General features: G+C 61.7%; 5 protein-coding genes. 2 read left to right on the top strand and 3 right to left on the bottom strand.

The window, feature by feature from the left end; all coding sequences use genetic code 11:
- Window positions 1-28: 28 nt before the first annotated feature.
- Together HX851_RS22090 and ssp4 are read right to left on the bottom strand one after the other, a co-directional pair.
- Window positions 29-493 carry a hypothetical protein gene (locus HX851_RS22090; protein WP_177062731.1) on the bottom strand — a complete coding sequence of 155 codons (465 nt, stop codon included), beginning with the start codon at window positions 491-493 and terminating at the stop codon, window positions 29-31.
- Window positions 493-1,413 (bottom strand): Ssp4 family T6SS effector, encoded by a 921-nt coding sequence (ssp4, locus tag HX851_RS22085; protein WP_177062732.1) that lies wholly within the window; start codon window positions 1,411-1,413, stop codon window positions 493-495. Before ssp4 ends, HX851_RS22090 begins: the two co-directional genes overlap by 1 nt.
- Before the next feature lie 272 nt (window positions 1,414-1,685).
- Here ssp4 and HX851_RS22080 point away from each other — a divergent pair, with 272 nt between their 5' ends.
- Entirely contained in the window at window positions 1,686-7,082 is a 5,397-nt protein-coding gene (locus HX851_RS22080; RefSeq protein ID WP_177064519.1) for a dermonecrotic toxin domain-containing protein, read from the top strand.
- A 30-nt stretch (window positions 7,083-7,112) separates the two neighbouring features.
- Here HX851_RS22080 and HX851_RS22075 read toward each other — a convergent pair whose 3' ends face one another.
- Window positions 7,113-9,416, bottom strand: coding sequence for a YgiQ family radical SAM protein (locus tag HX851_RS22075; RefSeq protein ID WP_177064517.1), 2,304 nt, complete (start codon window positions 9,414-9,416; stop codon window positions 7,113-7,115).
- A 203-nt stretch (window positions 9,417-9,619) separates the two neighbouring features.
- On the opposite strand from HX851_RS22075, the gene HX851_RS22070 reads away from it, so the two are divergent.
- The gene (locus HX851_RS22070) at window positions 9,620-13,309 is read left to right on the top strand and encodes a dermonecrotic toxin domain-containing protein (protein WP_177064515.1); all 3,690 of its coding nucleotides are present in this window, start codon (window positions 9,620-9,622) and stop codon (window positions 13,307-13,309) included.
- Window positions 13,310-13,327 lie beyond the last annotated feature (18 nt).

Raw genomic sequence — 13,327 nt, 5'->3', positions numbered from 1 at the left:
GCACAGAAACGGGGCGAACGCCCGGACATCAGCCCTGGCGTGACTTGCGCCGGACCTTGAGGGCCTTGCGCAGGGCTTCGCGCTGGTGGCGGATGTCGACGAGCTTGCGGCGCATTTCGCGATGACGCGTGCTGTTGAGCAGCAGCAGGCCCAATAGCGGAAACAGCACAGCCAGTGCGTAGATGACTTTATGCGGATGATCCTCGAGCGTCGGCAATACGCCCAACAGGCACACCACCAGTACCCCGACCAATCCCCAGACCCACTGCGGCCTGCCACGCACCACCATGAAATTGCAGTGCACCACCACCAGTGTCACCGCCGCGCCGCCCACGACCGACCAGGTCGCTTGCTCACCGAGTGAGGCCCCGGCGAAATAGGACGCTGCCATCAAGGGGATAGCACAGGCCAATGAGAACAGCGCCGAGAAAATACCGCCGATAAAGGTCGGGAAATAACGTGCCAGAAAACGCGGCAGACTCAGGTCGTCCATCACTCCTCCAACTCCTCGTACAAGCCAACGGCAATGGTTTTGACATTGCCCGACAAACTGCTGCCAAGCAGGCCGATCGCCGCACCCAGGGAATCCTTGATCTGGGTGACGGTGGCATGTTTCAGTTGGGTCGGGGTAAAACGCTTGGGCAGTTCTCCAGCCAGCTGCTTGAGCTTGAGCATCTTCGGTGTCAGCCGCGGATCGTTGATGCTGAGCAGTTCCCTGGTCAACTTCGAGCGTTCCTGGCGCGTCAGTCCGCGCAGCACTTCACGCAGGCTTTTACCGGTCGTGGCCTTGGCCACCTTCACCAGTTTTATGGTAGTCAGGGTCGAAGCGCCCACGCCCAGCAGAGAGGCTGCATCCAGGCCTATCGAGGCGTATTGGTACCACTCTTCACTGTCCAGCTTATCGTTGAACGCCGGATTGACCACTTGCGCCACAGTGCGGATGCTCCCGGCGAAACACTGCACCGAACTGGCTGCCGCAGCGGTATACCCCAGGGCCACGACCACCGAACTGGCGCCGGCACTGAAGGGAACCGCAACCGAACCACTGAGCACGACAATCCAGCCCAATACCGCTCCGGTACAAGACAAGGTGGTATTGATCGCCTCGCCGACCAGGCGCGACTCTCGGGGATTGTCCTGCACCTGCTGGGCGAACTGCACCGGCGCGATGTACTTCTGCGCCTCGCGCAGGATGATGCGCTTGGGCTTGATGCTGCAGATCGGCTGGAACTCGCGCAGGGTGACAACGTTGAAATCGGCGTCGATATAGACCACGCCGGCCCCGACGATACCGGGATCGGCGTCAATCGCGGCAAACAGCTGCGGCAGGTTGATCTGGCTTTCGATGCGTTTACGGGCGAGGAACTGCGAAGGGCTGGAATCCATACCGATGCCAGGGAGCGGGTTGCTCATGCAGTGTTCATCCTTGAATCAAGCGCTGGGAAATTCGCCGCACCTTAGCAAACACACAAGGTCTCCGATAGAAACCAAAACGCCAGTATCAGGCTCGCACGCCGCTTTCAACGAGGCGTTTGACACGAACCGCAAACCAGCGCCGACAGGATCAAATAGCCGTTGAACAATAGGTATCTAACACCCTGGCAAGGCCATGCCGCCCTTAGATGACGCTCTGACTATTTCTGGCCCTGACTGATGCAGGCAGCGCCACTGAAAAGAGTATTTTCATGACCGCAACCGCCCCCCTCCCCGTAGTCGACTTGCCTGGCGACTATCTGATGTCCAGTGACACCTGGTCCGACCACGACGCACTGGATACCATCGCCAAGCAATTGACCACCTTCCTCGCGCCACTCGCCCCCGAGGAACAGAGACGCTACCTGGCGCTGTGCCGGGAAGAACCACGGCTCAAGAAACAGCTCGCCGAATCGCTGCAAGGGCTCAAGACCCGTTTCGAACGTAGCGCCAGGCACGATCTGCGCACGGCCCTCTACCAGGAAACCGGTCGATACATCGATCCGGAAAAGTCTCGGCTGAATACGAAAACCCTGAAGATCCCCCCGCGTACCGACGCCAAGGATCCGATCGAGCTGATCTACAGAATCATCGAACAACAACAGAAAACCAGACCCCGAAGAGCCTTGGACCCGAGTGCCCCGGTAGAGGAGGTCATCTCCATATCCTTGTGGCAGGCCGCCAGGGAAAATTTCTCTTTCACCGGGGCCACGGCCTCGTTTCCCTCAGGATTCGATTTCCAGAGACACAGCACCATCAGCGCTGTCTGCGAAGACCCCACGCAGAGCGTCTCGCTGAACGTGGAACGCTTTATCTCGATCGTTCGCTCCCTGGACCTGGGGGCGCGCCTGAGACACGAGTTGCATGAACAAATGACCGGCCGCATCAACGACCAACTGGGCGCCTACCAGAAGGCCAGTCTGGAACTGGCCGCCCTGGAAGCCTTGCGTCGCCAGATGCTGTCCGGCGCCGATCGGCCTTCGGTGGAACAGCTCATGCAGGCCGTGGCTGACAGACAGCTCATGAGCGCAGAGTTCTACAGCCTTGATTTCGGTCGCGACTACCTGCCCAATTTCGGCGATCTGCAATCGCTGCCGCTCCCCTTCTGCCTGATGCGTTTCGAACGCGGAGCGCCTCAAGGCGTGTTCAGTTTTTTCCCCGACCGTCCGGGTGGTGCCCTGCGCTACCACCTGACTTCCGCGCTGGCGCTCAAGGATCTGCGCGAGCAAATACGCAGGGATGCCGGCACCGGCCGGATCACCTGGCTTACACGCACCCTGTCGTTGATGAACCAGGCCGACTTCTACGGGAAGCTCAAGGCCCCGAGCGTCGATGAAAGCGCACTGACCACACCTGCCCGGTGGCTGTACAAGGCCTTTGGCGATACCGAGCCACCGGCCCGGCGCATCAATCTGGTCAGGACCCCGCAGCCGGAACGCGAACAACGCAGTTCCGTGCTGGAGACACTGACCCGGACCCAATCCCTGAGACTGATCGCCGACATCGCCAATACCGCCACCAGCCGACGCAGCCTCGACTGGCAAACGCTGATCAACACGCTTCAGTGGATGGCCAGCGAGACCCTGGAGCTGCTCCTGCTGCCCCTGCCTGGCGGAGCGCTGGGCCTCAATCACCTCATGATCAGCGCCAGCCTCGGCACCCTGGCCTACCAAAGCCTCGTGGCCGGCACCGAGCTGGCCAGCGGCAAAAAAATGGAGTTCGTGCAGGCCATCAGCGATGTCGCGGAACTGGTCATCACGGCGCGAATCCAGGCGATCGGCGCACGCCTTTCGGCCCGACGCACCCGTACACTGATCGAGTCCCTGGGCCGGCCTCGTAAAGTGACACAGGCGGCCGGTGATAGCCTCTGGTTGAGCGACTTGCGGCCTTACACACCACTCGCCCGGAGCACCATCGACGGACTGGCGATTGATGCCCGGGGCCTGTTCAAGAAAGACGGCAGGTTCTACGTCCAGATCAGGCTCGGCAGCGAGACCCGGGTCGGCGAGGTCATGCTGGACCATGGCACCGGTCGTTATCACCTGATGCACGCCGATGCCGATCGCTACAGACCGGCCATGGTGTTCGACCCCGGTACCCGGTTCTGGAAACTGGCGCCGGTCGATATCGGCACACTCTCCGATACGCAGTTGCTGCAGAAAATGCTGCGGCGCGATCTACCGTCCCTCAACGAGCAGGAGCTGGGTCGGTTGATGAAATGGTCAGGCCTTTCCCGGTCGAAACTGGAGAAAATCTGGCAGGGCGACGAAACGGCTCCCTGGGAAGCGAACCAGGCCGTCGGCGAACTACAGGTGCGCAAGGGCCTCGATCAGTTGCAAACAACCCTCGATACCGTCGATGCCGAACTCCCCCCCTATGCCGACAAGATCTTGCCCGCCCTGCTCGCCCGACAGATGCAGGCCCCCCTGCAGATCGAGAGCGGCGCGCCGGGCACGCTCAGCCGCTACGCCGCCCGGCAACGCCCGGATGCCGCGCCGAAACCGACGATCATGCTGGTCGAAATCCAGCCGGGACGCTATCGACCCGCGTATGAGCCGAAATCGGGCGAAACGGGCGCATTGCTGGAAACAACCCTGAAGGCCTATGAGCACCTCAACCAGCGCAACTGGATAAGCGAGACGCCGGCAACAAGGCCCGAACAAACCTTCGGACAGCGCCTGACACACTTGCGCAAGGCCCTCGCCACGGATATCCGGAATCACCAGCACGCCCTGTACCTGGCCCTGCTCGACAACCAGACGCGCTCACAACTCAAACCAAGCCATCCGGCCCATGCCTTTGCTCCTGTCAGCCAAACCGGACGGCCTCTCAAGCCCGCCGTCGGCGTACTGCGGGAACGCTTTCCCGGGTTGAGCCAGGCGGCGGCCATCGACCTTGTGGACAAGTATTCCTCGCTCCACGCGATCGCTCTGGACAGCCGACTCGAACCCTCGGTGCTGGCGGCGGTTCAGGCATCCCGACAGCAGAGCCGGATCATCAGTGCGTTGGCCAGTTGGGCGGACAAGGCCGAGCGCGGCCTTGGCGAAGACAGCGAAGCCTTGTTCTGCCGGCTGTTGTGCACCCTGCCACGCTGGCCCGGCCACCTGCAGATCCGCATCGACTCGGGAATCGACAGCAGTGGCCGACCGATCCTCTCGGCAATGCCCTCGCGCAGCTACGGGCTGGAGGATGCCACGACCACCCTCAGGTTGTTCAGAAACGGCGAGCGCTACATGGGTATCGATGCAACCGGCGGCCTGATCTACGTACCATCGGCCGAACACAACCTGGCCGGCAGCCTGCTGCGCTCGTTGAATGATGCCCGGCGTGATGCCCTCGGCTATCGACTCGACGAGCCGCAGCGTCTGGTCGACGACCTGCTGCGACTCGCCGAGGACCATCGCGAAGACCTCAAGGACCTGCTCCCGATTGCCGACCAGTACCTGCTCACGCCTGGCCGGCTCGCGCATTTTCGCCAGGAAAAGCACCTGCCCATCAGCGACGACGAGCAGTCGCTGTACAACTTTGCCGGCAAGCGCTACGTGAACATCGATGGTGGCGCCTACCAGGTCATGGACGATCGCGAGGCCTCCAGCCCGGGTCGCAAGGTCTACCGTATCGTCAAACCGGGCGATCCGGTGGCCACGGACCCCGAGAATCGCTATGTCGCGACACGCCCCGGCAGAAGCGAGCCGATCATTCGTCGCGCGGACGGCCAATGGGTCGGGATTGTCGTGGGCGGGGCGGGAGGCATGCCGCGCAAGATGGGCCGGCTGGAAACACTCAAGCAGCGGGACAACGAGCTTGTCAGCGAACTGGAAACCCACCACCGCGCGCTGCAAGCCTCCCAGGCGCGGCTATCCTCACATCTCGACGCCATCAACCGGGCGACTGACGGCAACGCCCGCAGGGCGGCCAGGATCGCCCATGAGGTTTACCTGCGCACCCATCTCAATCTGCTTGAGCAACACATCAGACGCTACGAAACCCACCGGCAACTCTGGATCAGGAAACAGGCTGACGACCTCTACCGCAACGAACTGCAATCCATGCGACTCAACCAGGTGGAGTACTACTCCAGACTGTTCCTGGTCGAGGACGACAACTTTATCTCCCAGGCCGGCCCGTCCCTGCCAGATCCATTGATCGAACCGCGACGGTTCCGTGACTTCAACAGAAAGATGCTGGCGAGCCTGACGAAACGAACGCCCATCCTCGAACAGCGGCAGGCCGCGATTGCCAGCCTTCTCGAACTGGCCCCGGGCAGGCAGACCGAGCAGAGGATCGAGCAGTTGAGCCAGGGCACGCCCGCCACGCCCCGGTCCATCGACATGGGAAAGCTGGTCGCCCTCAGCAATCTGCTGGCAGTCGGCGACCCGGTCGATCTGAACGCGCCGCCCATTTACCACTTCGAGGCGACGCAGGAAATGACCCGCTTCAGGGAAGTATTCGTGACGCTGGACCAGATCGGGCTGGTCCCCGAGGACAGGCAGATCGCCGTGCTCGATAACCTGCTGGAGCAAACCTCGGCGATACGGGAAAGCTTCGAGGCGATGAACTACTACCCCGAAGCCTCAACGGAGACCGCTCATCAAAAGGCGATCACCAATATCGTCGGCGGTTTCGACAACGCCATCGTCGCCGAGCTGGAACAACGCTATGCGCGGGCCAGCAGCAATGAAGCGCTGTCCACCAGTCTCGACGCCATAGACCTGGACTTCCTGCCTGCCCAACCGTCAACCAGCCATTCGCCGGCCCCGAGAAAGCGCCTGATCAAGGTCAGGCGAGGCGGCGAGGATCACCTCAAGCTCGGCCAGGAACGCATCACCGACAATGGGGAAACCCTGGTCGATATCATCGAAGAGGATAAGCCGGACGTCCCCTTCCAGTCCTATCACCAGGTCAACGGCCAATGGCGCGGGACCCAGGACTCGACCCCGCCGCTACCTGCCGAACAGCCGCGTAAATTGCCGGCTACCCGACTCAATGAGGCCAATCAACTGCTGGGCCAGGTGCAGACCTATCTGGCCAACGCCCATCGGGATGAACAGGCCAGGCAGAACCCGAGCAACATCGTCGAATACCTTGACGCCAGGGCCGGGCGGCTGGAGCAGCACGCCGCGGATATCGCGGCCTTGCCGGCCACCGAGGCGCCACAGGCGCAGACGCTGGCCGCCAGCCTCAGGCAAGCCGGCCTCGGCCTGCGCAACGAAGGCGAGAATATCAGGCTCAGGCTATACAAAGACCCGAATGTACTCAGTGTGCAGCGTCTGCTCTATCTGATCGACAAGGACCAGATCGATGTCAGCAAAATAAAACACCGGGGTGAGCGCGGCAAAGGCACAAGAAAAAGCTATCTCGACGTCTATTCAATACGCGACAAGGCCAGCGGGGATGAACTCTGGCATGCGCATTTTCACTACGCCCGCAAGGATGCCGCACCGCGCAACTTCGAACTCAGGGGCGGGCACCTGAAAACCCTGGAACAAAGCGGCCTGGGCGTGGAAAGCCAGATTCGCCAGCAACAGCAAGGCCTGCCCCATACGCCCATCTGGCGCGAAGCCTTCGACGGGCGCACGGCACAACAGCTGTTTGATCGGGTTGCCTGAGCCGATGAACCTGCTCGGGGCAGCCTGATCTCAGCGCGGCACCACCGGCTTGCGGGTCGGCTTCTTGCCTTTGCCCTTGGCCGCGTCGGCGCGCTCCTTGGCGGCCTGCTTGTTGCGGGCGAACGCGGCGGCCTTGGCCTGCTCGCGTTTGTCCCAGGCGTTGCCACCGTCGCTGGCACGCGGCGGCAGGCCGGTGTGCTGGGTGAGGATTTTGGTCGTGGTTTCCTTCGCCACCTTGTGGCTGCCGGCCGGCGTCGAGTTCTTCCGGCGGGCGCTCTGGTAGCTGTCGGTCGCCGGCTGGTGCAGCGGGATCAGCTGGTTCTTGCCCGGCCCGATCAGGTCGCCACGGCCCATGCGCAGCAAGGCTTCACGCAGCATCGGCCAGCCCTTCGGGTCGTGGTAGCGCAGGAACGCCTTGTGCAACCGGCGCTGCTCCTCGCTCTTGACGATGGTCACCGCGTCACTCTTGTAGGTGACCTTGCGCAGCGGGTTCTTGCCCGAGTGGTACATGGCCGTGGCGCTGGCCATCGGCGACGGGTAGAACGCCTGCACCTGGTCGGCACGGAAGCCGTTGCCCTTGAGCCACAGGGCCAGGTTCATCATGTCTTCGTCGGTGGTGCCAGGATGCGCGGCGATGAAGTACGGAATCAGGTACTGCTCTTTCCCGGCTTCCTTGGAGTACTTCTCGAACATCCGCTTGAACTTGTCATAGCTGCCGATGCCCGGCTTCATCATCTGGTTGAGCGGACCTTCCTCGGTGTGTTCCGGGGCGATCTTCAGGTAGCCGCCGACGTGGTGGGTCACCAGTTCCTTCACGTATTCCGGCGACTCGACCGCCAGGTCGTAGCGCAGGCCGGAGGCGATCAGGATCTTCTTCACGCCCGGCAACGCGCGGGCACTGCGATAGAGCTGGATCAGCGACGAGTGGTCGGTATTCAGGTTCGGGCAGATGCCGGGGAACACGCACGACGGCTTGCGGCACGCGGATTCGATTTCCGGGCTCTTGCAGGCGATGCGGTACATGTTCGCGGTCGGGCCGCCGAGGTCGGAAATCACCCCGGTAAAGCCCGGCACCTTGTCGCGGATCTCTTCGATCTCGCGAATGATCGACTCTTCGGAACGGTTCTGGATGATCCGCCCTTCGTGCTCGGTGATCGAACAGAAGGTACAGCCGCCGAAACAGCCTCGCATGATGTTCACCGAGAAACGGATCATGTCGTAGGCCGGGATCTTCTCCTTGCCATACACCGGGTGCGGCACACGCTGGTACGGCATGCCGAACACGTAGTCCATCTCTTCGGTGGTCATCGGGATGGGCGGCGGGTTGAACCAGACGTCCACTTCGCCATGCTTCTGCACCAGCGCACGGGCGTTGCCCGGGTTGGTTTCCAGGTGCAGCACGCGGTTGGCGTGGGCGTAGAGCACCGCGTCATTGCGGACTTTTTCCACCGAGGGCAGGCGGATCACGGTCTTGTCCCGGGTCATGCGCGGGCTGGCCAGGATCTGCACGACCTTGGCTTCCTGCGGATCTTCCACCGGCCCCTTCTCCTGCTCGATGGCACAAGCCTGGGTGTCCTGGGTATTGACGTACGGGTTGATGATCTTGTCGATCTTGCCCGGCCGGTCGATGCGCGTGGAGTCGACTTCGTACCAGCCCTGTGGCGTGTCGCGGCGAATGAATGCGGTGCCGCGGACATCGGTGATGTCTTCGATCTTGTGGCCGTAGGACAGGCGCTGGGCGACTTCGACAATCGCCCGCTCGGCGTTGCCGTAGAGCAGGATATCGGCGCTGGCGTCGATCAGGATCGAGTTGCGCACGCGGTCCTGCCAGTAGTCGTAGTGGGCGATCCGGCGCAACGAAGCCTCGATGCCGCCGAGCACGATCGGCACATGCTTGTAGGCTTCCTTGCAGCGCTGGCTGTAGACCAGGCTGGCACGGTCCGGACGCTTGCCGGCCATGCCGCCCGGCGTGTAGGCGTCGTCGGAGCGGATTTTCTTGTCGGCGGTGTAGCGGTTGATCATCGAGTCCATGTTGCCGGCCGCGACCCCGAAGAACAGGTTCGGCTCGCCGAGCTTCATGAAGTCGTCCTTGGACTGCCAGTTCGGCTGGGCAATGATCCCGACGCGGAAGCCCTGGGACTCCAGCAGCCGGCCAATGATTGCCATGCCGAAGGACGGATGGTCGACGTAGGCGTCACCGGTGACGATGATGATGTCGCAGGAATCCCAGCCAAGCTGATCCATCTCTTCCCGACTCATGGGCAGGAAGGGCGCGGGCCCGAAACATTCGGCCCAGTACTTGGGATAGTCAAATAACGGCTTGGCTGCTTGCATGGCGATGACCGATGTGGAGACGAAAAGTATCGAGATGAAATTCGCGGGGCGCGCAATATAGCACAAATTTTGATCAAGTCCGACGATAACAGTCGGTTTTACCTGCGTCCATCCGCCCAGGTGCAAGCCGACAACTATCTAGTGCCGCCGCCCGACCGCCTTGTCGTTAGCTGACGCTTCAAAAAACCGGCAAGGCTACCGTCATGACTCCAACCTCTCCCCAACTCACCACCGAACAGTCTCATTTCGACGTGATCAAAGAGCATTTGCCAGCCTGGCTGCTCAATGCCCCCGGCGAGCAACGCAACGCCTTGCGCCAGAGCATGCTCGCCAGTTGCAATTCCCGGCACGAGGTCCAGCGGATGATGGCAAAACTGCAATCGCCCGAGCAATTCGTCAAGCCGCTGCTGGAACAGGCCATCGCCGTCAATTTCCGACTCACCCTGGATGTCGGGCGGGCCAACTTCGTTCACGTGCGCAAAAACGACTATTTCTTCGGATTGGTCTCGGTCCAGGGCCAGACCACCGAGCAAATACTGTTGTCCGCCGCCCTGCGCAACTTCGAGGAAGCGCTCACCAGTGCCGACCTATACGGCGCGGGATCGGGGATCTACCCGATAGCCGGAAACCGAGACAACAAGACCCGGATCAAACCCGAGGAGTTCGCCCTGGTCTGCCGCCGCCTTGATTTCGGCAGCCTTTATCAGGCGCACCTGCGGTCCGTGCTCGCAGTGCCCGGTGACGATCGCGAAAGCAGCACCCGGGACCCTCTGATCAAGAGCTACAAAGACGCCTTTGCCGTAGCGATACACATGGCAATCCTCCAGCAGAAGATCTCGACAGATTGCTACCGGGTATTGCTCGACGTACTGAATGATCGTTATGTCGTCAGGCAGGATACGCAATCCTGCTCGCTGCTTGAATTCCTCGGCCTGGATGTCAGCGAGGTGCTGGTGATCGGGCTGGATGCCGAGGATGGAACACATCCGTGCATCGTCTATATACCGCAGGATCCGTTCGCCCCCCTGGCACGCTACAACTCGCTCAAGGATTTCGAAGACGCGTTGAGCAGCAGACTGCTCTCACGCAGCTACCAGCGCTTCTTTTCACGGTTCCTCCCGATCAGTGCTCGGGGACAGCTACTCAGCCAGTTGATCAGGAAAGCCATGTGGCAAAAATGGGGACCGCAGACCAGCCCGATTCCGCAGCCCGCACCATTCTGGCTGGCGCTGCACCCCATCAGGGGCGACGCATTCAAAAGCCTGCGGGAGCGGCGAGTGCAACAGATCGAACGGCACGGGCGAGAGGTCGTCGTCCCCACGGCGGATATCGACACCCAAGCCCGTCAGCGCCAGCTACAGGTGTACGAAACGGCCGGCCTGGGTGTATTGATCCTCGCGGCATCGTTCATCCCCGTGGTCGGCGATATCCTGCTGCTCTTTACGGGGGCACAGTTGATCCGGGCGGTCTACCAGGGGTTCGATGCCTGGAGACGCGATGACAAGGTTGAAGCCCTCAACTACCTGATGGACGTCGCCGAGCAGGTCGCCCTCATGGGCGCAAGCGCGGGCGCCATCAAGGTTGGCGGGTTCGTCAGCTCGCTGATTCCCGTGAGGCTTTCGCCCACCTGGTCCAGCTTGTGGAAATCGGACCTGACACCCTATCGCCAACCTTTTGAACTGCCCGAGACGCTGCTCCCCGATGAACAAGGCCTTTATGACTATCAGGGCAAGCACTATCTGTCCCTGGACGAACACCTCTATGAAGTGGGTACCGACGGCAGCCCGCCCGGGTGGTCCATTCGACACCCCGACGACCCATGGGCGTACTCGCCGCCCCTGATGCAAAACGGCAGCGGGGCCTGGCGCACACTGCATGAAAACCCACAGGACTGGAGCGAACTGAAACGACTCAGGCGCTTGGGGCCGATCGCGGCGGACACCCGGCCTGAGGACCTGGAGCCGATCCTGCACGCCAGCGCCAGCGATTCGAACCTGCTGTTTGAGCTGCATCGCGACAACCAATCGCCGCCGGCACAATTGATCGATACCTTGAAACGCTTCCAGCTCGACAGGAGAGTCCGGGATCAGCAACTGCCGGACAGCCTCGGCGCGACCTCCTCCATGACCGCCGGACAAAACGCATCGGAACGCTTCGAAGCGCTTTATCAGCAGAGCGAACAAGTCGAAGGCCCCTTGCCCGAGCAGATCCGACAGGACTTTCCCGACCTGCCGAAAAGCTATGTCCAAGCCATGGCAAAATCCATCACCCCTGCCGAAGCCCGACAGATCCTCGACCAGAAAAGCCTGCTGCCCTACCTGAAGGACGAAGCCGAGCTCTCCATGCAGAACGTGGATACCGCCCGGCTCCATGAGGGCCTTTATCTGCGCACGGCATTCAATCCGGCCTCGGACCAGTTGGCGTTGCAGACGCTTGAAGCGCTGCCAGGCTGGTCGGGCAATGTTCGCCTGGAACTGTATTCGGCCACGCTGGCCGAACCGCCTGTCGCTTCCGTCGGCAGCGACACCGCGACGAGCGTCAGGCGCCTGCTGCGTGAAGGCTCGCGCTATCGGGTCTACGATGCCGACAGCCTGCCCATCTTCGCACCGGGCGACCTCTACTCGACCATCGGACGAGCCCTGCCCGAAACCGAACTCGACAACCTGGGCTTCAGCGGCCCGAATCGAAACACCGCCCTCAAGCAGGCGTTGATCGACAAAATCACCCAGTTGAGTGCTTCGCCAGTAGTCGTACGCCAGATTCCGGCTGCCCTGCCTTCACCACCTTACTGGCCCGGTCGCGCACTGGATACTCACTTCGCGCTGGAAACACCACCGGGAGACCTGGAGCAGATGGGCGATGAACTTTATCAGGGGGGCTTTTCCCGACACTACATCCGTGAGGGAGAGCGGTATTACCAGGTCGAGTCTGCGGATCCTGGCTGGAAGCTGATCGACGCCCGCAACCCTTTCCGCTTTTATCGCCCGGTATTGCGGCGAAGGGCCGGGCACTGGGAAATCAACACCGATATCGGCTTGAAAGGCGGCGCTCCGGGGCCGGCACACAGCAAGATCGAGCTGGTGGAAAGTGAATCAGACATGGCGACGGCGTATGAGTACACCCCGCCCGAGCCCTTCACCCGCGAAGACCTGCTGCGCATGAAATCCATCAAGTCCTATCAGCGCCAGCCCAACAGGATGGGCGACTATGACCGGGCGGACAATGGTCGCTACCCATTGCGGGACCTGCAGGGCAAGCCACTGCGCATCAAGAAGATCCAGAGCAAGAGTGAAGTCACCGACTCGGGAGTCCGCTACCAGGCCAAGGACATCCTGCCGTACCTGCAATGGGAAAAGCATGAAGAGGTCGCCAAGCTCTACGAAGAGAAGCTGTTGCTGCGGGTGTTCCGCGCGGAGGATGCCATGTTTCCCCAGGAGCAAAGCATGATCGGCCAGGCCATGGTCGTAGCCAGAAAACCGCTGAAAGCCGGAGAGGCCATCGGCGTGTATGGCGGCAACTTCATCCCGTTTCACGTCAGCAATGCCCGCAAGGATCCGTTCGTGATCGACATCCTGCCCGGCCCTCCTGTCAGCAGGCCGAAATGGGATCGGCTGGTACTGACGGGGGACAACATCATTTCGCGGATCAATTCCATCTTCGAGTACGAGGGCCCCCTTCCGGTCCGGCAAGCCAGCCGCGGCTACAACGTCGAGGGTGCGACGTTTCCCGTCGATGTCGATATCGGCGACGGGCGTCTGGAACCGTTCGTCCTCAGCGCCTTCTTCACCACACGGGACATTCCCGCCGATGAAGAGCTGCGCTGGAATTACGGTTACACCGAGGCGGGAGTGCGCACCACGTTCGCCGAACCCGAGACGAGCCTGGAGGCTTGAAGGCAGGCGGCACGCAAG

This window comes from Pseudomonas gingeri, assembly GCF_013385635.1.
Taxonomy (GTDB): domain Bacteria; phylum Pseudomonadota; class Gammaproteobacteria; order Pseudomonadales; family Pseudomonadaceae; genus Aquipseudomonas; species Aquipseudomonas gingeri_A.
This window is presented reverse-complemented; position numbering and strand designations above follow the sequence as displayed.